14 protein-coding genes, 2 pseudogenes and 1 riboswitch are annotated in these 23,589 nt (G+C 72.7%); of the genes and pseudogenes, 12 read left to right on the top strand and 4 right to left on the bottom strand.

All coding sequences use genetic code 11. From position 1 onward, the window contains the following. Positions 1 to 3,434 (top strand): transcription-repair coupling factor (gene mfd / locus AB0O00_RS09695; RefSeq protein WP_363649907.1); only part of this gene is annotated, 3,434 nt, incomplete at its 5' end. A gap of 121 nt (positions 3,435 to 3,555) precedes the next feature. Here the strand turns inward: mfd and AB0O00_RS09700 are convergent. Then, a complete protein-coding gene (locus AB0O00_RS09700) occupies positions 3,556 to 4,185 on the bottom strand; it encodes a DUF4352 domain-containing protein (RefSeq protein ID WP_363649909.1) in 630 nt (209 codons plus the stop codon). Between the two features lie 217 nt (positions 4,186 to 4,402). Between AB0O00_RS09700 and AB0O00_RS09705 the strand changes: the two genes are divergently transcribed. From AB0O00_RS09705 to AB0O00_RS09720, 4 genes are all read left to right on the top strand, one after another. Further along, complete coding sequence (locus AB0O00_RS09705; protein WP_363649911.1) at positions 4,403 to 6,487, top strand: N-6 DNA methylase; 2,085 nt, start codon at positions 4,403 to 4,405, stop codon at positions 6,485 to 6,487. A gap of 1,062 nt (positions 6,488 to 7,549) precedes the next feature. Next, entirely contained in the window at positions 7,550 to 7,963 is a 414-nt protein-coding gene (locus AB0O00_RS09710; protein WP_363649912.1) for a hypothetical protein, read from the top strand. Continuing rightward, positions 7,960 to 9,585 (top strand): serine/threonine-protein kinase, encoded by a 1,626-nt coding sequence (locus AB0O00_RS09715; protein WP_363649914.1) that lies wholly within the window; start codon positions 7,960 to 7,962, stop codon positions 9,583 to 9,585. Before AB0O00_RS09710 ends, AB0O00_RS09715 begins: the two co-directional genes overlap by 4 nt. Before the next feature lie 1,029 nt (positions 9,586 to 10,614). Then, positions 10,615 to 11,631, top strand: coding sequence for a MazG family protein (locus AB0O00_RS09720; RefSeq protein WP_363649931.1), 1,017 nt, complete (start codon positions 10,615 to 10,617; stop codon positions 11,629 to 11,631). 11 nt (positions 11,632 to 11,642) lie between these two features. Here the strand turns inward: AB0O00_RS09720 and AB0O00_RS09725 are convergent, their stop codons facing one another. Next, positions 11,643 to 12,071 (bottom strand): SDR family NAD(P)-dependent oxidoreductase, encoded by a 429-nt coding sequence (locus AB0O00_RS09725; RefSeq protein ID WP_363649916.1) that lies wholly within the window; start codon positions 12,069 to 12,071, stop codon positions 11,643 to 11,645. Positions 12,072 to 12,337: 266 nt separating this feature from the next. On the opposite strand from AB0O00_RS09725, the gene AB0O00_RS09730 reads away from it, so the two are divergent. From AB0O00_RS09730 to AB0O00_RS09760, 7 genes and pseudogenes are all read left to right on the top strand, one after another. Continuing rightward, complete coding sequence (locus AB0O00_RS09730) at positions 12,338 to 13,627, top strand: cytochrome P450 (protein WP_363649918.1); 1,290 nt, start codon at positions 12,338 to 12,340, stop codon at positions 13,625 to 13,627. A 210-nt stretch (positions 13,628 to 13,837) separates the two neighbouring features. After that, a riboswitch (cyclic di-AMP (ydaO/yuaA leader) is annotated at positions 13,838 to 14,006 on the top strand. 5 nt (positions 14,007 to 14,011) lie between these two features. Next, on the top strand, positions 14,012 to 14,950 hold the full coding sequence (locus tag AB0O00_RS09735; RefSeq protein WP_363649920.1) for a transglycosylase family protein: 939 nt from the start codon (positions 14,012 to 14,014) through the stop codon (positions 14,948 to 14,950). A gap of 295 nt (positions 14,951 to 15,245) precedes the next feature. Further along, a complete protein-coding gene (gene eno / locus AB0O00_RS09740; RefSeq protein ID WP_363649921.1) occupies positions 15,246 to 16,532 on the top strand; it encodes a phosphopyruvate hydratase in 1,287 nt (428 codons plus the stop codon). Positions 16,533 to 16,725: 193 nt separating this feature from the next. Beyond that, entirely contained in the window at positions 16,726 to 17,187 is a 462-nt protein-coding gene (locus AB0O00_RS09745; RefSeq protein ID WP_363649923.1) for a septum formation initiator family protein, read from the top strand. 11 nt (positions 17,188 to 17,198) lie between these two features. Then, a pseudogene (locus AB0O00_RS09750) lies at positions 17,199 to 17,714 on the top strand (DUF501 domain-containing protein); the annotation flags it as partial. A gap of 149 nt (positions 17,715 to 17,863) precedes the next feature. Next, on the top strand, positions 17,864 to 18,805 hold the full coding sequence (locus AB0O00_RS09755; RefSeq protein ID WP_363649925.1) for a Ppx/GppA phosphatase family protein: 942 nt from the start codon (positions 17,864 to 17,866) through the stop codon (positions 18,803 to 18,805). Between the two features lie 445 nt (positions 18,806 to 19,250). Then, entirely contained in the window at positions 19,251 to 20,618 is a 1,368-nt protein-coding gene (locus AB0O00_RS09760) for an FAD-dependent oxidoreductase (RefSeq protein ID WP_363649927.1), read from the top strand. A gap of 172 nt (positions 20,619 to 20,790) precedes the next feature. On the opposite strand, the gene AB0O00_RS09765 is transcribed toward AB0O00_RS09760, so the two are convergent. Together AB0O00_RS09765 and AB0O00_RS09770 are read right to left on the bottom strand one after the other, a co-directional pair. Next, positions 20,791 to 23,349: an FtsX-like permease family protein gene (locus tag AB0O00_RS09765; RefSeq protein ID WP_363649929.1), complete on the bottom strand. Its 2,559-nt coding sequence runs from the start codon at positions 23,347 to 23,349 to the stop codon at positions 20,791 to 20,793. 45 nt (positions 23,350 to 23,394) lie between these two features. Next, positions 23,395 to 23,589: pseudogene (locus tag AB0O00_RS09770) on the bottom strand (ABC transporter ATP-binding protein); the annotation flags it as partial.

The raw sequence follows: 23,589 nt of genomic DNA on the forward strand, positions 1-23,589 counted from the left end.
GTCCGGTGCTCGCCGTCACCGCCACCGGCCGCGAGGCCGAGGACCTGGCCGCCTCCCTGCGCTCGCTGCTGCCGCCCGACGCCGTCGCCGAATACCCGGCCTGGGAGACGCTGCCGCACGAGCGGCTCTCGCCCCGCTCGGACACCGTCGGGCGCCGGCTCGCCGTGCTGCGCCGCATCGTGCACCCGCGCGCCGACGACCCGGCGGCCGGGCCGGTGCAGGTGGTCGTCGCCCCGGTGCGCTCGGTGCTCCAGCCGCAGGTGAAGGGGCTGGCCGAGCTGGAGCCGGTCGCCGTCCAGCGGGGGGAGTCGCACGACCTGGAGGAGGTCGCCCGCCGGCTGTCCGCCGCCGCCTACGCGCGCGTCGAACTCGTGGAGAAGCGCGGCGAGTTCGCCGTCCGCGGCGGCATCCTGGACGTCTTCCCGCCGACCGAGGAGCACCCCCTTCGGGTGGAGTTCTGGGGCGACGACGTCGAGGAGATCCGCTACTTCAAGGTCGCCGACCAGCGCTCGCTGGAGATCGCCGAGCACGGTCTGTGGGCGCCGCCCTGCCGCGAACTGCTGCTCACCGACGAGGTACGGGCGCGGGCCGCCGAGCTGTCCGCCGCGCACCCCGGGCTGGCCGAGATCCTCGACAAGATCGCCGAGGGCATCGCGGTCGAGGGCATGGAGTCCCTCGCGCCCGTCCTGGTGGACGACATGGAGCTGCTGGTCGACGTGCTGCCGCTCGGCTCGGTCACCGTCGTCTGCGACCCCGAGCGGGTGCGCACCCGGGCCGCCGACCTGGTCGCCACCAGCCAGGAGTTCCTGCACGCCTCCTGGGTCGCCGCGGCGGCCGGCGGCGACCGCCCGATCGACCTGGAGACCATCGACGTCTCCGCCGCCTCGCTGCGCTCGCTCGCCGAGGTGCGCGAGCACGCCGACGAGATCGGGCTGCCGTGGTGGTCCGTCAGCCCGTTCGCGACGAGCGAGTCGACGGTCGACGGCATCCTCGAATTCGACGCCAACACGCTGACCCTCGGCATGCACGCCGTCGAGGCCTACCGCGGCGACACCGCCCGCGCGATCGCCGACGCCAAGGAGCGGCTGGCCTCCGACTGGCGCGTCGTCATGGTGACGGAGGGCCACGGGCCCGCCTCCCGGCTCGCGGAGGTGCTCGGCAACGAGGGCATCCCGGCCCGGCTCGTCGCCGACCTCGCCGAGGCGCCCACCCGGGACGTCGTCCACGTTTCCTGCGGCTCGATCGAGCACGGCTTCGTCGACGAGGCCCTCAAGCTCACCGTCATCACCGAGACCGACCTGTCCGGCCAGAAGTCCTCCACCAAGGACATGCGCCGGATGCCCTCCCGCCGCCGCAACGCGATCGACCCGCTCGCCCTGGCCGCCGGCGACTACGTCGTCCACGAGGCGCACGGCGTCGGCCGGTACGTCGAGATGGTGCAGCGCACCGTCCAGGGCGCCACCCGCGAGTACCTGGTGCTGGAGTACGCCCCCGCCAAGCGCGGCCACCCCGGCGACCGGCTGTTCGTGCCGACCGACCAGCTCGACCAGGTCACCAAGTACGTCGGCGGCGAGGCCCCGACGCTGCACCGGCTCGGCGGCGCCGACTGGGCGAAGACCAAGCAGCGCGCCAAGAAGGCGGTCAAGGAGATCGCCGCCGACCTGATCAAGCTCTACTCGGCGCGCATGGCCGCGCCCGGCCACACCTTCGGCCCGGACACCCCGTGGCAGCGCGAGCTGGAGGACGCCTTCCCGTACGCGGAGACGCCGGACCAGCTGACCACCATCGCCGAGGTCAAGTCGGACATGGAGAAGTCCGTCCCGATGGACCGGCTGATCTGCGGCGACGTCGGCTACGGCAAGACCGAGATCGCGGTGCGCGCGGCGTTCAAGGCGGTGCAGGACGGCAAGCAGGTGGCCGTCCTCGTGCCGACCACGCTGCTGGTGCAGCAGCACTTCTCGACCTTCGCCGAGCGCTACGCCAACTTCCCGGTCACGGTGAAGGCGCTGTCCCGCTTCCAGACCGACAGCGAGGCGAAGGCCGTTCTGGAGGGCCTGTTCGAGGGCTCGGTGGACGTCGTCATCGGCACCCACCGGCTGTTCTCCTCCGAGACCAGGTTCAAGGACCTCGGCCTCGTGATCGTCGACGAGGAGCAGCGGTTCGGCGTCGAGCACAAGGAACAGCTGAAGAAGCTGCGCGCCAACGTCGACGTGCTGACGATGTCCGCAACCCCGATCCCGCGCACGCTGGAGATGGCCGTCACCGGCATCCGCGAGATGTCCACCATCACCACCCCGCCGGAGGAGCGGCACCCGGTGCTGACCTTCGTCGGCCCGTACGACGAGAAGCAGATCTCGGCCGCGATCCGGCGTGAACTCCTGCGCGAGGGCCAGGTGTTCTACATCCACAACCGGGTGGAGTCGATCGACAAGGCGGCCGCCCGGCTGAAGGACCTGGTGCCCGAGGCGCGGATCGCCACTGCGCACGGACAGATGGGGGAGACCGCGCTGGAGAAGGTCGTCGTCGACTTCTGGGAGAAGGAGTTCGACGTCCTGGTGTCCACCACGATCGTCGAGTCCGGCATCGACATCTCCAACGCCAACACCCTGATCGTCGAGCGCGGCGACACCTTCGGCCTCTCCCAGCTGCACCAGCTGCGCGGCCGGGTCGGGCGCGGGCGCGAGCGCGGCTACGCGTACATGCTGTACCCGCCGGAGAAGCCGCTCACCGAGACGGCGCACGAGCGGCTGGCCACCATCGCCCAGCACACCGAGATGGGCGCCGGCATGTACGTCGCGATGAAGGACCTGGAGATCCGCGGCGCCGGCAACCTGCTCGGCGGCGAGCAGTCCGGGCACATCGCGGGCGTCGGCTTCGACCTCTACATGCGGATGGTCGGCGAGGCGGTGGCCGAGTTCCGCGAGTCGCTCGCGAACGGCGGCGAGCCGGAGGAGGAGCCGCTCGAGGTGAAGATCGAGCTGCCCGTCGACGCGCACGTGCCGCACGACTACGCGCCCGGCGAGCGGCTGCGGCTGCAGGCCTACCGCTCGATCGCGGCGGTCAACTCGGAGGCGGACATCCAGCAGGTCCGCGACGAACTCGTGGACCGCTACGGCAAGTTGCCCGAGCCGGTGGAGAACCTGCTGCTGGTCGCGGCGCTGCGGCTGTACGCCCGGCGGTGCGGGATCTCGGACATCACCCTGCAGGGCTCGAACATCCGCTTCGGGCCGGTGGAGCTGCGCGAGTCGCAGCAGCTGCGGCTCAACCGGCTGTACCCGCGCAGCCAGGTCAAGGCGGCGGCGCAGCAGCTGCTGGTGCCCCGGCCGAGCACCGGCCGGATCGGTGGCAAGCCGCTGGTCGGGCGGGAGCTGCTGGGGTGGTGCAGCGAGTTCCTGTCGGCGATGTTCGACGACCTGGCGGGGGCGAAGAAGTAGCAACCGCGGGCGGTTGGTGCACGGCGGTCTCGGGCTCTGCCCGGGGCCGCCGTCGTCCTTTCCGCCCGGGTTTCGCGGTGCGGCGGGCCTTTCCGCCCGGGTTTCGCGGTGCGCCGGGCCGTCAGCCGATCTTCCACTGGCCGACCTGGTTGGAGAAGCCGTTGTCCAGGGCGAACTGGACCTTGTCGAGCTTGAGGCCGTCCGGGACCTCGAAGGTGACGAAGCCCTTGCCGGTCTCGCCGGGGGCGATGTTGGTGGGGGTCTGGAAGGCCGGGCCGGCCTTGGTCTCCTCCAGGTTCGGGCCGTAGGCCTGGCCCTGGGTGTCCACGACCTTGGCGCTGCTGGCGGGGGCCTCGCCGTAGGCCTGGGTGCCGGTGGCCTTGATCTGGAACTGCACCGCCACGTAGTGCTTGCCGTCGGCCGGCTTGAGGTACTCGTTGGCGCTCTCGGCCGGGTCGACCACCTTCACCGCGATGACGTCGGCGGTGTTGCCCTTGTCCATGCCCTTGAGCGCGATGGTGTCGCCGATCTTGGCGGGGGCCTTGGGGGCGTCGGCGGGCTTGCTGGGTGCGGCGGGGGTGCCCGCGGCGGCCGGGGACCCGGTGCCGGCGGCCGCGCTCTGCTTCGCCTCGGTCGAGACGGAGGCGCCGCCGGTCGAGTTGCAGGCGGTCGCGGTGAGGGTGACCAGCGCGGCGCCGAGCAGCAGGGCGGCGGAGCGGCGGGCGGTGGTGCGGCGGGCGGCGGCGGACATGGCTGTTCTCCCGGTGCTCGGTGGTCTTCCTGGGTGCCGCCTCCGTTCGGTGGCGACGAAGAGATCACACCACTCGGCGTGAACCATGTCAACGGTATTTCGCAAAAGAGCTCTGTTCACACGTGAACGGAGTCGAGGAGACGCCTGGCTATGCTGTGTGATCACACCCCCGGGTCGAGTCGCGTCGGGCCCGCCCTCGCCGCCGAAGGAGCCTCCCGTGCCGGACCGCGCCGAAGTGACCGCCGTCGAGATCGCCCGGCTGGCCGGCGTCGGCCGGGCCGCGGTCAGCAACTGGCGCCGCCGCCACGCCGACTTCCCGCGCCCGGTCGGCGGCACCGACGCCAGTCCGACCTTCGCCCTCGGCGCGGTCGAGGCCTGGCTGCGCGCACAGGGCAAGATCGCCGAACTCCCGCCCCTGGAACGGGCCTGGCAGTACGTCGACACCCTCCGCAACCCGGCCGGCCGCCCCGCCGCCCCCCTCGTCGAGGCCGGTGCCGTCCTCCTCCTGCTGCACCGCGCCCCCGACCGCTGGGCCGCCCTCGCCGCCGAACCCGACACGCGCCTCGCCACCGCGCTCCCGAGGGCCGTCGCCGATACCGTCGTTCACACCTTCGACGCGGACGACGCCGACCTCCTCCGCCTCCCCGGACTCCTCGGCAGCACCCAGCTCGACCTCGCACGCCTGCTCGCCGCCCTCGCCGCCGACACCGGCGCCGCCGGTGTGTACGAGCAACTGCTCACCCGCTACGCCGAAGCCAACATCCGCCAGCTCAGCTCCACCCCGCCGGAGGCGGCCGACCTGCTCGCCGCCGTCGCCGGCGTCCCCGCCACCGTGCTCGACCCGGCCGCCGGCCTCGGCGCCGTCCTGCTCGCCCACCCGCACACCACCGGCCGCTACGGCCAGGCCGCCGACCCCGTCACCGCCGCCCTCGCCCGGCTCCGGCTCGCCCTGCACGCCCCCGCCGCCGAACCCGGCCCGCTCCCGCTCGCCCTGCGCCCCGGCGACGCGCTGCGCGCCGACGCCTACCCCGGCGACACCTTCGAGGCCGTGCTCTGCCAGCCCCCGTACAACGAACGGGACTGGGGACGCGAGGAGCTGCAGTTCGACACCCGGTGGCCGGGCGGGCTCGTCCCGCCGCGCGGCGAGTCCGAACTCGCGTGGGTCCTGCACTGCCTCGCGCACACCCGCCCCGGCGGCCTCGCCGCCCTCCTGCTGCCCCCCGCCGTCGCCGCACGCCGGGCCGGGCGCCGGGTCCGCGCCGAACTCCTCCGCTCCGGCGCCCTGCGGGCCGTCATCGCCCTGCCCGCCGGCGCCGCCCCGCCGTACGGGGTGCCGCTGCACCTCTGGGTGCTCCGCGCCCCCAAACCGGGGGACGACTTCCGCCAGGTGCTGCTCCTCGACGCCGGGTCGGCCCCGGTGGAGGGCGGGCGCGACAAGGTCGACTGGCCCGGACTGCGGCGGACGGTCGTCCACGCCTGGCGCGCCTTCGACCGGGCCGCCCGGGACGGCGAACCGGTGCCCGCCGACGTCCCCGGCGTCCACCGGGCCATGGCCGCGATCGACCTGCTCGACGACGAGACCGACCTCTCGCCCGCCCGGCACGTCCCGCCCGCCGCACCGCTCGGCGGCGCCGCCGAACTGTCCCACCTCAGCGGGCGGCTGACGGAACTCCTGGCCGGCCTCGCCGACCCCGCCACCCTCCTGCCCCGGCCCGGCGCGGCGCCCGTCACCGGCGTCGTCACCATCGGCGAGCTCGTGCGCGGCGGCGCCTTGGAGGTGCACTCCTCCGGCAGCGGCGCCACCACCCGCCCGGGCCCCGGCGAGGTGCTCGTCGTCACCGACCAGGACCTCGCCACCGGCAACCCGCCCACCGCGGCCCTCGCCACCCCCGGCCCGGCCGGCGACCTCCGCACCCGCCCCGGCGACGTCCTCGTCCCCGCCCTCGGCGGCGGCCTCGCCCGCGTCGTCCCGGCCGAAGGCCCCCTCGTCGGCGCCGCCCTCGGCAGCCGCCTCCACCTGCTCCGCCCCGACCCGGCCGCCCTCGACCCCGAGTTCCTGGCCGGCCACCTCCGCTCCACCGCCGGCACCCGCCGCGCCGCGAGCCACGCCACCACGACCGCCCGCCTCGACATCCGCCGCGTCGAACTGCCCCGCCTCCCCCTCCCCGACCAGCAGCGCCAGGGCACGACCTTCGCCCACCTGGCCACCTTCGCCACCACCCTCACCCAAGCCGCCACCCTGGCCCAAACCCTCACCCAAGCCGCCACCGACGCCCTGGCCACCGGCACCCTGACCCCCTGACCAACGCTCAACACACAGTCGGGGTCCGCCCTCTGGGGCCCCACTCGCACGCCCGAGGCACAGGCGCGGCCGCAGGCGTGGTCGCCCTGCCACCCGCCCTACGCGCGCCCACCCAACCCACGCCGCACGCTCAACGCGCAGGCGCAGTTGGCCTCCGAGCCGCCCACCCAGCCTTCGGCACCGAGGCGCGGCCGACCCATCGGCCACCGGCTCTCCGGCCCCCGCCGACCGCCCACCCCAGCCCGCACGTTCACCAAGTGGGCGTGGGTTCTGCCCAGCGGCTATCGGGCCATACGCCTACACCCGGCAGCCTGAGGACGTCGGCGTATCGCCCGCCCCTTCACCGCCTGCGCGTCAACCGCCCTGGTACGTAGTTGGCCCGGCCCCTCCGGAACCGTCAATTCCGTTGACGTGCCTCTCGGCCACCAGCCGCCCGCTCGGCCCACGTGTTCGGCATGTGGCGCGAGGCCGGCACAGCCGTCGATGGTGTTGGCAGATGCCCCTTCCCACCTGCGAGTTCGTCCCGCCGGGCCGGCGCACCGTCTTCGGATGCCCCCGCCCGTCCCCCGTCCCAGGCCTGCCTCCCGCTTCCCCAGTAGGCCGCGCGCTTTCCGCGCCCAAAGCCGATTCCCACCCGGCTACTTCACCCCGGCCCAAGACCCGCGCCGGCGCAGGAGGCCGGGCGGGCGGGCGCCGAGCCCCTCCCAGCAGCCCGTCGGGAAGGTCTCCAAGGCCCGGCCTCGCGCGCGTTCCACCTGCCCAAACCCGCTTCCCGGCGGGCTACTTCGCCTCACCCCATCCGTGCCTCAACCCGTCCGGCGCAGGAAGTCGGGCGGGCCGACTTTTCGCGCCGCAGTTGCCGCCGACGCAGCCCAGCTGACGCCTCCTCCAAGCAGCCGCCCGGAAGGCCCCCAGCGTGGGCAATCCGGGCGGTAGCGTGTGCTCGGTCCGTCCGTCCTCACCAGCTCAGGAGCGCACATGTCAGGGCAGTACCCCGGGACGTTCGGACCCCCGCCCGGTGCCGCTGCCCAGCCGCCGGGGCGATTCGGGGTGGGCGGCCGGGTGTTGTGCGCACTGGTTCCGCTGCTGACGGCGGGTGTGCTCGGCCCCGTGCCGTCCCTCGTGCTGGCGCTACGCCGCAGGCGCCCGTACGACATCGCGGGCGCCGTCGTCTACTGCATGCTGCTCCTCACCATGGTCGTGTGCGCGGGCGTGGCCGGCGACGACAAGGCCTCCGCCGCGAACGCCGTCGGCGAGGTCGCCCTGGGCCTGCTCTGGCTCACCCCCACGCTGCACTTCCTCGTGATGGACCGCCGATCCCTCTGGACGACCCCGCCGCCCGCCGTCCCGTACCTCCCGCCGCCGGTCACCCCGTACGGCGCGACCATGCCCGGTCACGCCGCCCCGCCGCCCGCCGACGACCTGCGCGAACTCGGTGAACTCCTGCGCCGCCAGGCCCGCGAGGGCCGGTCGTGACCGCCGCCCGCGTCATCGCAGCCCGCTACCGCCTCGCCGAGAAGATCGGTCACGGCGGCATGGGCCAGGTGTGGGGCGGCTACGACGAGCGCCTGGACCGCCCGGTCGCGGTCAAGCTGCTCCGCACCGACCACCTCCTCGCCGCCGACCCCACCTCCGTCACCTCGTCCACCTCGACCACCGAACACCGCCGCCACGGCGACGAGTTGCGCCGCCGCTTCCTCCGCGAGTGCCGGATCACGGCCGCGCTGGACCACCCCGGGCTGGTCACGGTGTTCGACGCGGGGGAGGACGAGGGCGAGCTGTACCTCGTCATGCAGCACGTCCCGGGGGTGAGCCTCGCCGACCTCATCGCCGAGGACGCGCCGTTCCCGATCGGACGGGCGGTCGCCGTCGCCGCCCAGCTGTGCGCCGCGCTGGCCGCCGTCCACGCCGTGCCGGTGGTCCACCGGGACCTCAAGCCCAGCAACGTGATGGTCCGGCCCGACGGCCGGACGATCCTGCTGGACCTCGGCATCGCCACCGCCCTCGACCCCGGCGCCACCCGCCTCACCCTCACCGGTGTGCCGATCGGCAGCCCGTCCTACATGGCGCCCGAGCAGGCGCTCGCCACCACCACCGACTCGCGCAGCGACCTCTATGCGCTCGGCTGCCTCCTGCACGAGATGCTCGCCGGCGAGGAGCCGTTCCGCGCGCCGACCGCGCTCGGCGTGCTGCGGCGGCACGTGGACGATCCGCCGGTTCCGCTGCGTGACCTGCGGCCGGACGTGCCGCAGCCACTCGAACGCCTCGTCCTCGACCTGCTCGCCAAACAGCCCGCCGACCGTCCCGCCGACGCCCGGCAGGTGTACGGGCGGCTGCTCCCGCTGCTGCCCGCGGCCGAACCGGCGCCGCAACCGGGGTACGGACCGCTGCCCGATCCCACCCGGCCGTACCGCTTCCCGCACCAGCCGCAGCCGTCGGCCGTGGAGCCCGCGCGCCGGCTCGTAGCGGTGCCGCAGACCCCTGCGACCCCGCCGCCGCCACCTATGCCGCCGGTGGTACCGGCCGTCCCGGTGGTTGCGTCGGCCCCGGACCTCGGCGCGGAGTGCGGACGGCTCTCCGACCTCGTCGACGCCGGCCGCCACAGCGAAGTCCTCGGCCTCGCCGCCCGGCTGCTGCCCCGCGCGGAAGCCGAACTCGGGGACGGCGCACCGCTGGTGCGGACGATCCGGACCATCTACGCCCGCACCCTCCTCCAGGAGGGGCACCACGCGCAGGCCCTCCCCGAGTACCGCCGCCTCGCCGCCACCGCCGAGGGCGGGCCGTACGGGCCCCAGGGCCTCGACCACCGCTACCGCGCGGCGATCTGCCTCGACCACCTCGGGCAGGGCGCGGAGGCGATGGCCGAGTACCAGTCCCTCCTCGCCACGGCGGCCCACGACCCCGACCCGGAACGTGCCTTCGACCTGCGCGAACGCATCGGCCTCCGCCTCGCCGCCACCGGCGACGCCGAGAACGCGTGGCAGTGGCTCCTCCAACTCCTCTTCGAACGCGAACGCCGCGACGGCCCCCACCACCCCGCCGTCCGCCGCCTCCGCCACTCCCTGAACACCCTCCAACCCCACCGCACCACCCGCTGACCCGAACCACAGGAAGCCGGCCCCACACCGACTCCCGGCACAGCACGCCCGCCCCCGGTGAGGGCTGCGGAAGGCGCCGAGCGGCAGCTGTTGACCTTGCGCCTGGGGCCCGGCATGAGAAGTCGGCCTCGCCGACTTTTGGCGCAGAGTGGTGCGACGGGCTCACCGCTGGCGTCGCGCTCGGGAGGTGCCGAGCGCTCGCTGGTTGGCTTTGCCTCCGACGCCGCCGCGAGAAGTCGGCTCCGCCGACTTCTGATGCAGCGGGTTCGTCCGTGGCGAGGGCCGCGGGAGGTGCCGAGCGCTCGCTGGTTGGCTTTGCCTCCGACGCCGCCGCGAGAGGTCGACCCCGCCGACCTCTGACGCGGCGGGTTCGCCTCTGGCGAGGGCCGGGAAAGGTGCCGAGCGGTGGCTGTGTGCCTTGCGCCAGGGGCCCGGCGTGGGAAGTCGGGCTCGTCGACTTCTGGTGCAGTGCCCTGCGATGGGCTCGCCCATGTCTTCGGCGCAGGAAGTCGGCCCGCCCGACTTCTCGCGCCCGCCACTCGGCTCCCGGCCGCCTGGCGCTGCCCCAGGAGGCTGGTGTTTCGTGTCCTATCTTTTCCTCGGCGCAGAAAGTCGGATGGGTCGACTTCCTACGCAAGGCTGCTGGTGGGGGCGGTGCGGAGGTGGGGCGGGCGGGAGAACGGAGCATCAGCGCCGGAAGTCGATGGCGCCGACTTTCTGTGCGGGGCCGCAAGTGATGCGGGCGTGGGGAGGCGGCAGGGGCGGGGGCGTTGGTGGCGCAGGAAGTCGGATGGGTCGACTTCCTGCGCAAGGCCGCGGGTGGGGGCGGGGGCGAGCGGGGCTTCAGCGGCGCAGGAAGTCGGTGGGGCCGACTTTCTGTGTGAGGACGCTGCACGGGTTGGAGTGCAGCGGGCGCAGGAGGTCGGGCAAGACGACCCCGCGCTGGGTGTGGGGCTGGAGTGCAGGAAGTCGATTGTGGGCGGGGCCTGGGGAGGGGGTGGCTGGGGCGGGTAGGTTCGGGGTGTGACGATGAATTCTCCGGGCGCGAAGTTGATCCTGCTCACCACCACCCACCGGGTGGCCCCCGGGTTGCTGGCGTGGCCGGCGTGGGAGGCGTTGCGGTTGGCGGGGCGGGTGCTGGCGGGGGACGCGGGGCATCCGCAGGTGGCCGCGGTGCGGCAGGCCGGGGTGGACGTGGAGGTCGTGGCGCCGGACTCGGCGCCGGCGCTGGCGCGGCTGCTGACCGAGCAGCCCGCGGGCCAGGGGCCCACGGTGTGGCTGGGCAGCCCCGACGGGGACCCGGGCCTGACGGAGGCGCTGGCGCGCCTGGCGGTGGAGCACGCGGGCGAGGTGCCGGAGATCGAGGTGCTGCCGGGGTCGTACGACCTGCCCGGGGCCCGGCTGCTGGACCTGGTCTCGGTGATGGACCGGCTGCGCTCGCCGGGCGGCTGCCCGTGGGACGCCGAGCAGACGCACGCGAGCCTGGTGAAGTACCTGGTCGAGGAGGCGTACGAGCTGGTCGAGGCGATCGAGGAGGGGGACCGGGACACGCTGCGCGAGGAGCTGGGGGACGTCCTGCTCCAGGTGTTCTTCCACTCCCGGATCGCGGAGGAGCACCCGACGGAGGCGTTCTCGATCGACGACGTGGCCGGCGACATCGTCGAGAAGCTGATGTACCGGCACCCGCACGTGTTCGGGGACGTCGAGGCCGAGGGCGCCGCCGAGGTGGAGGCGAACTGGGAGCAGCTGAAGGCGGCCGAGAAGGCGGACCGCGAGTCGGTGCTGGACGGCGTGCCGGCCGGTCTGCCGTCGCTCGCGTACGCGGCGAAGCTGGTGTCGCGGGTGCGCCGGGCCGGGTTCGAGGGGGTGCCGGACGAGCCGTTCGAGCTGCCCGCGGAGCTCACGGAGGAGTCCGCGGGCCGGCTGCTGCTGGCCGTGGCGCAGCGGGCGCACGACGCCGGGGTGGACGTGGACGCGGCGCTGCGCGCGGCGGCGCGCTCCTACCGGGACGCCGTCCGCGAGGCGGAGGGTCTCAAGCCGGAGTAGAGCGAGAAGCCTCAGGCCGCCGAGGCCGCGTCCTGGACGGCGGCCCGCGGCTGCGGCAGGACGACCTCGGCGATGGCCTCGCCGACGAGGGCGACGAGCTCGGCGAGGCGCTCCAGGCCGAGGTGGTCGGGCAGGTCGGCGAGGGAGACGATCCGCTCGCCGTCCGGGCCGGCGACGCAGAACAGGTCGATCGGCCCGAGGTGCTTCTCGGTGGTGTCGACGAGCGCGGCGACGTCGCTGGGGCGGCGGACGTCCCCGCCGACGCCGACGACGGGGCAGCCGGGCCGGTCGAGTTCGGCGGCGAGGTCCTCGGCGACGCCGACCCGCTGGTCGGCGATCAGCACTCCGGCGGCGCCGGCCGCGGTGAAGCGGCGGGCGAGGTCGGCCCCCGACCCGCCGTCGAGTACCGCGATGACGACGACTGCCCCGGTGACCCGCATGGTGCGCTCCTCCCTGTGGGCGGTCCGCACTGACGCCCACGATTTCTGCCGAGGATCGTAGGCAGGTCCTGACCCTCCGCAACAGGGATTACCCCTCAGGTGACCAGGCTCACGCCTGCCACCCGTCCAAGAGCTGTCCAAAACCCGTCCACGCACTGTCCACGAGGTGTTGGCGGGCCGTTGCGAAGCCGTCCGCGGGCCGTTGACGAGCCGGTCACTCACCGTAGATGACGGGGTGCCCCCGACCCACCGGATACGGTCGTGCCATGCCAGTTCAGCCCGACGCCGACGCCACCCGCCCGCCGCTCTTCACGTGGGAGTTCGCCGCCGACCCGTACCCGGCGTACGCCTGGCTGCGCGAGCACGCCCCCGTGCACCGCACCACGCTGCCGAGCGGGGTGGAGGCCTGGCTGGTGACGCGGTACGCGGACGCGCGCCAGGCGCTGGCGGACGGCCGGCTGTCGAAGAACCCGGCGCACCACAGCGAGCAGGCGCACCGCACCGGCCGGGTCGGGATCCCGGGGGAGCGGCAGGCGGACCTGATGACGCACCTGCTGAACATCGACCCGCCGGACCACACCCGGCTGCGCCGCCTGGTGTCGAAGGCGTTCACGCCGCGCCGGGTGGCCGAGTTCGAGCCGCGGGTGCAGCAGCTCACCGACCGCCTGATCGACGGCTTCGCGCAGCGCGGTTCGGCGGACCTCATCCACGAGTTCGCGTTCCCGCTCCCCATCTACGCGATCTGCGACCTGCTCGGCGTGCCGGCCGAGGACCAGGACGACTTCCGCGACTGGGCGGGCATGATGATTCGACATGGCGGGGGCCAACGCGGCGGCGTGGGCCGGGCGGTGAAGCGGATGCGGGCGTACCTGCTGGAGCTGATCCACCGGAAGCGGGCGGACCTCGGGGACGACCTGATCTCGGGTCTGATCCGGGCGAGCGACCACGGCGAGCACCTCACCGAGAACGAGGCCGCCGCGATGGCGTTCATCCTCCTCTTCGCCGGCTTCGAGACGACCGTCAACCTGATCGGCAACGGGACGTACGCGCTGCTGCGCAACCCCGGGCAGCGCCGCCTCCTGCAGGAGTCGGTGGCACGCGGCGAGACGGCGCTGCTGGAGACCGGGATCGAGGAACTCCTGCGCTACGACGGGCCGGTGGAGCTCGCGACGTGGCGGTTCGCGACCCGCCCGCTGACCATCGGCGGGGTGGACATCCCGGTCGGCGACCCGGTGCTGGTGGTACTGGCGGCGGCGGACCGGGATCCGGCCAGGTTCTCGGACGAGAACACCCTGGACCTGGCCCGGACGGACAACCCGCACCTGGGTTTCGGGCACGGCATCCACTACTGCATCGGCGCCCCGCTGGCGAGGCTCGAAGGGCGGTCGGCGCTGGCCACGCTGCTGTCCCGGCTGCCCGATCTCGAACTGGCGGAAAGCCCGGAGAATCTGCGGTGGCGAGGTGGCCTGATCATGCGCGGATTGCGCGAACTTCCGGTCGAATTCAGTCCCGAGAGCCGCTCGCCGCACGCCCGCCCGGACGCTCCGACACACTGACGGAACGTCGCGAAGCGGGCGTGTCCGGCAGCATGAACACCCATCAATCCGGACAAACAACCGCCGTTGGTAGGCGATCGACCACGCGCCGTGATTTCTGTGTGATGTCTGCGATATGAGCTTGTGATTGGTCTGAGGATCTGTCTACTCTCCCTGGAGTTCGCAGCTGCGGACCCCGAGTGCGGAACGCCGAGTCCTGCCCGCCGCACCACGGGAAACCGACCAGAACCCTGGGCAGGGGCGGGGGAACCAGGTTTGTTGCCGTTCCTCCACGGCTTGGGGTGAAGCCGCCCGAGCGGAATCGTTTCCGCAGACGGCGGCCGGGCCACCTCCCGGTCCGAACCCGACAGCTCACCTCGCAGGCGTGCGGAGAGGGACCCCTTCATGCTGTTCGTTGGAACCGGTCGTCACCGCCGTCGCACCCAGACCGAGAAGGCCATCGCCGTCGCCGGAGTGGCCGGCGTCGGACTCGCGATGCCGATCCTCACCGCCACCGGCGCCTCCGCCGCCCCGACCACCGCCTGGGACTCCGTCGCCCAGTGCGAGAGCGGCGGCGACTGGAGCATCAACACCGGCAACGGCTTCTACGGCGGCCTGCAGTTCACCTCCAGCACCTGGAAGGCGTTCGGCGGCACCGCGTACGCGGCGCAGGCCAACCAGGCCAGCAAGGGCCAGCAGATCGCGGTGGCCGAGAAGGTCCTGGCCTCGCAGGGGCCGGGCGCGTGGCCGGTCTGCTCGAAGAAGGCCGGCCTGTCGAAGGGGGGCCCCGCGGCCGACGTCGACACCTCGGACGCCCAGCCCGCCGCCCAGCAGCACTCCCAGCCGGTGCAGCAGCCCGCGGCGAAGCCGGCCCAGCCGAAGCCCGCCCAGCCGAAGCCGGCTCAGAAGCCCGTGCAGCAGCAGTACCAGCAGCACACCCAGCCGGCCCAGCCCCAGCAGCAGGCCCAGCCCCAGGCCCCGGGCTTCTCCGGCAAGGCCGGCTGGGACGCCGACGCGAAGGTGTACTGGTACCAGAACAACGGCACCTGGTACTGGACCAGCCACCAGGGCGTCTACCAGCAGTACGCGGGCCAGGCCCAGCAGCAGGCCGCGCAGCAGCAGGCCCAGCAGCAGTACGCCCAGCCGCAGCAGCAGGCCCCGCGCGCAGCCGTCGCTCCCCAGGGCGGCCACGACTACACCGTCCACGCCGGCGACACGCTGTCGAGCATCGCCGCCGCCCAGGGCGTCCCCGGCGGCTGGCAGTCGGTCTACGACGGCAACCGCGGCACCGTCGGCGGCGACCCGAACCTGATCATGCCCGGCCAGGTCCTGCACCTCGGCTGACGCCGGCCGGAGCCGGCGCGCCACGGCTCGACACGCCACGGCGCGACACGCCACAGCGCGACACGCCACGGAGGGGGCCGACCCCGGATCGGCCCCCCTTCGTCCGGTTCCGCCCCTTTTCCCGGGATCGTCAGGTGAACTACCGGTAAGTAGCCGGGCCACACGCTGAGACGTGACCGAGGTCGGCGTGGCCCCGCGACCCCGTGCGGTTAGGCTCTGGTCGTAACGACTCCGCAATCATCCCGCCGACCGCACCACTGGTCAGCGGGACCCTGCTTCCGCAAGGAGATGCCTCGTGCCGTCCATCGATGTCGTCGTAGCCCGTGAGATCCTCGACTCGCGTGGCAACCCCACGGTCGAGGTCGAGGTCGGCCTCGACGACGGCAGCACCGGTCGTGCCGCTGTCCCGTCGGGTGCCTCCACCGGTGCCTTCGAGGCGCTGGAGCTCCGCGACGGTGACAAGAACCGCTACTTCGGCAAGGGCGTGGAGAAGGCCGTCCTGGCCGTCATCGAGCAGATCGGCCCGGAGCTGGTCGGCTACGACGCCACCGAGCAGCGCCTGATCGACCAGGCCATGCTCGACCTGGACGCCACCCCGGACAAGTCCTCGCTCGGCGCCAACGCCATCCTCGGCGTCTCGCTGGCCGTCGCGCACGCCGCCTCCGAGGCGAGCGACCTGCCGCTGTTCCGCTACCTGGGCGGCCCGAACGCGCACGTCCTGCCGGTCCCGATGATGAACATCCTCAACGGTGGCTCGCACGCCGACTCCAACGTCGACATCCAGGAGTTCATGATCGCCCCGATCGGCGCGGAGTCCTTCTCCGAGGCCGTCCGCTGGGGCGTCGAGGTCTACCACACCCTCAAGGGCGTGCTGAAGGAGCGCGGCCTGTCCACCGGCCTCGGCGACGAGGGCGGCTTCGCGCCGAACCTGGACAGCAACCGCGAGGCCCTGGACCTCATCACCGAGGCCATCCAGAAGGCGGGTTACGTCCCCGGCCGCGACGTCGCGCTGGCCCTGGACGTCGCCGCCTCCGAGTTCTACCAGGACGGCGCCTACCAGTTCGAGGGCAAGGCCCTCTCGTCCGCCGAGCTCATCGAGTACTACGCCGACCTCGTCGCCTCGTACCCGCTGGTCTCCATCGAGGACCCGCTGGACGAGTCGGACTGGGACGGCTGGAAGGCCATGACCGTCAAGCTGGGCGACAAGGTCCAGCTGGTCGGCGACGACCTGTTCGTCACCAACCCGGCCCGCCTGGCCAGGGGCATCGAGACCGGCACCGCCAACGCGCTGCTGGTGAAGGTCAACCAGATCGGCTCGCTGACCGAGACCCTGGACGCCGTCGAGCTGGCCCAGCGCAACGGCTACCGCTGCATGATGTCGCACCGCTCCGGCGAGACCGAGGACGTCACCATCGCCGACCTGGCCGTCGCCACCAACTGCGGCCAGATCAAGACCGGTGCCCCGGCCCGCTCCGAGCGCGTCGCCAAGTACAACCAGCTGCTGCGCATCGAGGAGATCCTCGACGACGCCGCCGAGTACGCCGGCCGCGGCGCGTTCCCGCGCTTCCGCTCTGCGGAGTAATAAGCACAGCCGCTCTGCGGAGTAATGAGCACAGCCGCTCTGCGGACCAGTAAGAGGCGTAAGGGCGAGGGCCGAACCCCTCCGGTGGTGCACGCCTGACCGGTGCCCCGCCGTTCACCCCGTAGGGTGGACGGCGGGGCACCGTCGCGACCAGGAGGGGAAACGGGAGATGGCTGGCTGGAGGATCCCGGGCTTGGCGGCCCGTCCTCGCTTCACGAGCCGGGCGACCGTCCTCGTCCTGGTGCTCTGCTCGCTGGTGGCGATCCTCGCCTACCCGACGCGGCAGTTCATCTCCCAGCGCGCCGAGATCTCCGCCCAGCGGGCGAAGGCCGAGCACGCCCGGCAGCAGGTCGAGCAGCTGCGCCGGGACAAGGCCCGCTGGCAGGATCCCGAGTACGTCAAGGCGCAGGCCCGTGCCCGGCTGCACTACGCGATGCCGGGGGAGACCCCGTACATCGCGGTGGATCCGGCCGGAGCGGGCGCCGCCCCGTCCTCCGCCCCGTCCGCCCCCGCCGACGGCACGGCCGGCGGCGCGGTGAAGGCCGCCAAGCCCTGGTACTCCAGCATCTGGGACTCGGTGGACGCCGCCGACACCGCCGCCCTGGCCCCGATCCCGGCGGGTCCGACCCCGCCGCCGGCCCGTCCGCATCCATGACCATCCCCCCGCTGGAGACCCCTCCCCCCATGACCACTGAGAACCACCCCGCCGTCTCCGACGCCGACGTCGCCGCCATCGCCGCCCAGCTGGGCCGGGTCCCGCGCGGCCTGCGCGGCGTGGCGCACCGCTGCCCGTGCGGCAACCCGGACGTCGTGGAGACGGCCCCCCGGCTGCCGGACGGCACGCCGTTCCCGACGCTCTACTACCTGACCTGCCCCAAGGCCGCCTCGCTGATCGGCACCCTGGAGGCGGACGGCGTGATGAAGGAGCAGACCGCCCGGCTGGCCGAGGACCCGGAGCTGGCGGCCGCCTACCAGAAGGCGCACGAGGACTACATCGCCCGGCGCGACGCCATCGAGGTGCTGGAGGGCTTCCCGAGCGCCGGCGGCATGCCGGACCGGGTCAAGTGCCTGCACGTGCTGGTCGGCCACTCGCTGGCCGCCGGAGAGGGCGTCAACCCGCTCGGCGACGAGGCGCTCGGCCTGCTGGAGGACTGGTGGGCCAAGGGTCCGTGCGTCTCCCCGGCCGAGGTCGAGGCGGCCGGTGAGCGGGTCCTGCGCAACCGGGCCAAGGACCAGGACCACGCGGCCGTGATCGCCGCCAAGGAGCAGAAGACCGCCGAGCGCGCCGCCAAGAAGCGCGCGGCGGACGAGGCCGAAGCGCAGGAGTCCGAGTGAGCACGACCCGCGTGGCCGCGATCGACTGCGGCACCAACTCGATCCGGCTGCTGGTCGCCGACCTGGACCCGCGGACCGGTGAGATCACCGACCTGGACCGCCGGATGATCATCAACCGGCTGGGCCAGGGCGTGGACCGCACCGGCCGGCTGCACCCGGACGCGCTGGCCCGCACCTTCGCGGCCTGCCGGGAGTACCGCGAGGTCATCGACGGCTTCGGGGTCGGCCCGGAGCGGATCCGCTTCGTCGCCACCAGCGCCTCCCGGGACGCCGAGAACAGCGACGAGTACGTCACGGGCGTGCGCGGGATCCTCGGCGTCGAGCCCGAGGTGGTCAGCGGCGAGGAGGAGGCGCACCTGTCCTTCGTCGGTGCCACCAAGGAGTTGACCGGCGGTCAGTTCGCCGCGCCGTACCTGGTGTTCGACCTCGGCGGCGGCTCGACGGAGTTCGTGCTCGGCGCGGACGACGTCCAGGCCGCGCGCTCGGTGGACATCGGCTGCGTGCGGCTGACCGAGCGGCACTTCGGTGGCGCCGAGCTGCCCTCCGAGGAGCAGATCGCCGAGGCCCGGGCGCACGTGCGGGCCGAGCTGGACAAGGCCGAGGAGACCGTCCCGCTGACCGGTGCGGCGACCCTGGTGGGCCTGGCCGGGACGGTCACCACGGTGTCCGCGATCGCCCAGGAGCTGCCGGCGTACGACTCGACGGTGATCCACCACTCGCGGATCGGCCGGGAGCGGGTCGCGGAGATCGCCCGCGAGCTGCTGGCCGCCACCCACGCCGAGCGCGCGGCGATCCCGTCGATGCACCCGGGCCGGGTGGACGTGATCGCGGCCGGCGCGCTGGAACTGCTGGAGATCATGGAGCGCACCGGCGCGGCCGAGGTCGTCGTGAGCGAGCACGACATCCTGGACGGCATCGCCTGGAGCATCGCCTCCTGACGAGTATTGCCCCCTGACCAGCCGTGGGCCTTACCCGAACGGTCCCGGAGCCCCGCATGGGGGTCCGGGGCCGGGGCGCGCCCGGGCGCGGGCGGAAAAGTTCGTGAATTTCTTCACATGGCGATGCCGTCATTCGTCGCACCCGTGCGCCCGCTACGTCCGAATTGTGGGACCGAAGGCCGCCGCCGGGCTCTGCCCCTTGGATCGCAGGTCAGGCCTCGTCTGAGGTTTGAAAATCGAAATCACGAGCGGGAACCCGGATGCCGTACGGATCGTTGCTGCTCAGCAGGGTGGTGTGCCCCCCGGTGCTCACGGGGTCCCCGCGGGGGCGGTGAGATGTCGCCGAGGGGGCCGTTTTGTGGCCGCGCAGTGTAGCACGGGGTGTCCATACGCTTGTGACCGGGCTCACGAAGGCTGCTCCGGACGGTGCTGGATACTTTCGGATATGAGCACCACGGAGCGTCCTCGCATCCTCATTGTCGGCGGTGGTTACGTCGGCCTGTATGCCGCGATGCGCATCCTCAAGAAGATGCGTTACGGCGAAGCGACCGTCACGGTCGTCGACCCGCGGTCGTACATGACGTACCTGCCCTTCCTCCCCGAGGCGGCCGGCGGCAACGTCGCGCCCCGCAACCTCGTCGCGCCCCTGCGCAGCGCCCTCAAGAAGGCGGAGGTGCTCACCGGTCACGTGACCGCTGTGGACCACGCCCGCAAGGTCGCCACCATCGCGCCCGCGGCCGGCGACTCGTACGAGCTGCCCTTCGACTACCTCGTCGTCGCGACCGGCTCCGTCTCCCGCACCTTCCCGATCCCGGGTCTGGCGGAGAACGGCATCGGCATGAAGACGGTGGAGGAGGCCATCGCCCTGCGCAACCACGTCATGGCGCAGCTGGACAAGGCCGAGTCCACCACGGACGAGGCGGTCCGCCGCAAGGCCCTGACCTTCGTCGTCGTCGGCGGTGGCTTCGCCGGTGTCGAGACGATCGCCGAGATCGAGGACATGGCGCGCGACGCCGCCAAGATCTACAAGACCGTCAGCCGCGACGACATGCGCTTCATCCTGGTGGAGGCGGCCAACCGCATCCTCCCGGAGATGGGCCCGGACCTCGGTCTGTGGACCAAGGAGAAGCTCGGCGAGCGCAACATCGAGGTCTACATCGAGACCTCCATGGACTCCTGCGTCGACGGCCACGTCGTCCTGAAGAACGGCATGGAGGCCGACGCCTCCACCATCGTGTGGACGGCCGGCGTCAAGCCGAACCCGGTGCTGGCCAACTTCGGCCTGCCGCTGGGTCCGCGCGGCCACGTCGACACGGCGGCGACCCTCCAGGTCCAGGGCTTCGACTACGTCTGGTCCGCCGGCGACAACGCCCAGGTGCCGGACCTCGCCTCCGGCGAGGGTGCCTGGTGCCCGCCGAACGCGCAGCACGCCTGCCGTCAGGCCGTCGTCCTCGGCGACAACGTGGTCTCCGGCATGCGCGGCTTCCCGCAGAAGGAGTACAAGCACAAGAACCTCGGTGCGGTCGCCGGTCTCGGCCTGCACAAGGGCGTCGCGATCCTCTTCGGCAAGTTCAAGCTGAAGGGCCGCCTGGCCTGGTGGTTCCACCGCGCGTACCACGGCGCCATGGTCCCGACCGTCAACCGCAAGGTCCGCGTCTTCACCGACTGGACCCTCGCGGTCTTCCTGAAGCGCGAGATGGTCGGCCTGTCCCAGATGGAGCAGCCGTACCTGCCCATCCAGGAGGTCACCCCGCCCACGAAGCCCGTGGAGGCCGCCAAGCCGGTCGCCGAGAAGGAACTCGCGAGCAAGTAAGCGACTGAGACCCCGGTGTGGGAGCACCGGGGTATGAGTCGGAGGCCCTCCGCCCGGCAGTGTCGCCGGACCACGACCTCCGTGGTGCTCAGCCGGCCGTGCGACCGGGCGGAGTACAGAAGTGCAAGGAGCCCCTGCCAACCCTCGGCAGGGGCTCCTTCGCGTCCCGGTGTCAGTCGGTCTTGATGCTCTCCAGGATGTCCAGCTTGGCCGCCCGGCGGGCCGGCCAGATCGCGGCCACCAGGCCGACCAGGCCGGCCAGGGCCAGGAACAGCGCCAGCTGGCCGTACGGCAGGACGGTGGTCAGACCGGACAGGCTGGACTTGAGCGTGCCGTTGATCGCCCAGGCGATGAAGCAGCCGAGCAGTACGCCGATGCCGGCGCCGAAGAGCGAGATCACCACGGACTCCAGACGGACCATCCGCTTGATGCCCCCGCGGTCCAGGCCGATCGCCCGCAGCATCCCGATCTCGCGCTTGCGCTCGAAGACCGACATCGCCAGCGTGTTGATCACACCGAGGATCGCGACCAGCACCGACATCGCCAGCAGGCCGTACATCAGGTTCAGGACGAAGGTGATGCTCTGGCTGAAGCCGTCCCGGACGTCCTGCTTGGACTTGACCTCGATCACCGGGTTGGCGCCGGTGGCGTCCTTGAGCGACTGCTTGAGCGCCGCGGTGGCGCCGTCCGTGCCCTTGACCAGGACGTCGGAGATGTGCGCGTGCGGCTCGTGCTTGGCGATCTCGGCGTTGGCCAGGACGACCGGGCCGAGCATGCCGCTCTTCTCGTACACGCCGCCGACGGTGAGCTGCCCGGTGGACTCGTCCGGGTAGCGCACGGACACCGTCGAACCGGTCGTCACGTTGAACTTGGCGGCGACGTCCTGGTCCACCAGGAGCCGACCCTGGCCGAGCGCGGCGGTGGAGCCGCTGACCATCTTGACGTCGACGAGCCGGTCGAAGCCCTCCGCGTTCAGGCCGCTGATCGACTTGTCGGTGCCGTTGAGCTCCCAGAAGACGTTGGTCATCGGCGAGGAAGCGGCCACCCCGGGGGCCTTGGCGATCTGGGCGGGCACCTGGTCGGAGAGGCCCATGCCGTTGGCGGCGCCGACCAGGTAGTCGGCCTTCATCGAGCTGGTGACGGCCCGGTCGATCACGCCCGTGACCGATGCGCCCAGCACGGTGAGGCCGCTGACCAGGGTCAGGCCGATGGTGAGCGCGGCGGCGGTGGAGGCGGTGCGGCGCGGGTTGCGGACGGCGTTCTGCTGGGCGAGCTTGCCCGGGGTGCCCGCCAGCTTGCGCAGCACCGGGCCGACCAGGGCGATGACCGGGCGGGAGAGCAGCGGCAGCAGGACGAACACGCCGATCAGGGCCAGGAAGGCGCCCAGGGCGACCGGCATCCGGCCGCTGTCGTTGCCGGTGGCGGCGCCGAAGCCGATCAGCGCGAGACCGCCGATGGCGAGCACCGAACCGATGGTGTTGCGGACCACCAGGCTCTTCTGGCTGACCGGCTGGTCGCCGCTGCTCATCGCGGCCACCGGGGCGATCCGGGCGGCGCGCACGGCTGGCAGCAGGGCCGACAGCACCGTCACCAGGACGCCGACCACGAGGGTCACGACGACGGTGAGCGGCTTGATCACCAGCGAGCCCTGCGGCATGTTCTCGTTCAGCGTGAGCATGAGGGACTGCATCCCGGCGCCGATCCCGATGCCCGCGAGCAGACCGGCCACGGCGGAGAGGGTGCCGATCGCCAGGGCCTCGACCAGGACGGACCGGGTGACCTGCCGGCGGCTGGCGCCGATCGCCCGCAGCAGCGCGAGTTCCTTGGTGCGCTGGGCGATCAGCATGGTGAAGGTGTTGGCGATGATGAAGATGCCGACGAAGAGCGAGATGCCGGCGAACGCGAGCAGCACCGTGCGCAGGGCGTTGGTGCCCTCGGCGATCATCTTCTGCTCGTCGGCCTTGAGCGTCGTGCCGGTCTCCAGGTCGAACTGCGAGCCGGACGGGACCTTGGGCCGGGCCTGGGCGAGCAGGGCGTCCTCGCTGGTGCCGGGCTTGGCGGTGAGCACGATGCCGCTGTAGCGGCCGGGCTCCAGCAGCAGCTGCTGGGCGGTGGTGCGGTCGAACAGGGTCAGCGTGCCGCCGGAGTTCACCACCGGGTCGTCGGTGGTGAAGATCCCGGTGAGCTTCGCGTCGATCACCGGGCCGTTGGTGGCGACCCGGACGGTGTCGCCGACCTTGTAGCCGGCCTTGTCGGCGGTCTTGCGGTCGAGGGCTATCTCCTTGGCGCCGTTCGGGCCCTGGCCCTCGGCCATCGGGTAGCGGGCGTCCTTGCCGTCCTGGCCCGGGGCGAAGTTGGCGCCCTTGGCGGCCCAGAACTGGCCGATCAGGTTGCCGCTGCGGTCGGCGACGCCGGTGAAGCCGCTGACGATGCCGCGCGCGCCGGCGGTGCCCGGCAGGGCGGCCAGCTGCTGGACGGTGGCGTCGGTGAGCGAGGCGGAGCCGCCCTCGCTCTTCTGCTTGGCGGTGGCCCGGGAGCCGGCCGCGCGGTCCACGACCTGGACCGAGACGTCCGAGTAGCTCTTGGAGTTGCTGTCCCGCATGGCCTTGCCGAAGGTGTCGGAGAAGACCATGGTGCCCGCCACGAAGGCGGTGCCCAGCATGACGGCGAGGGCCGTCATCAGTAGCCGGCCCTTGTGGGCCAGCACGTTGCGCAGTGCGGTGCGGTACATGAGGTGTCCTGAAGTCGCGTAGGGGCGTCGGCGGGTGCCGGTGGGTCAGCTGGTGCGGCCCTTGGCGTCGAAGCGGCGCATGCGGTCCAGGACGGTGTCGGCGGTGGGGCGGTGGAGTTCGTCGACGATGCGGCCGTCGGCGAGGAAGACGACGCGGTCGGCGTAGGCGGCGGCGACGGGGTCGTGGGTGACCATGACGACGGTCTGGCCGAGTTCGCGCACGGAGTTGCGCAGGAAGGA

Source organism: Kitasatospora sp. NPDC093558 (assembly GCF_040683475.1).
Taxonomy (GTDB): Bacteria; Actinomycetota; Actinomycetes; order Streptomycetales; family Streptomycetaceae; genus Kitasatospora.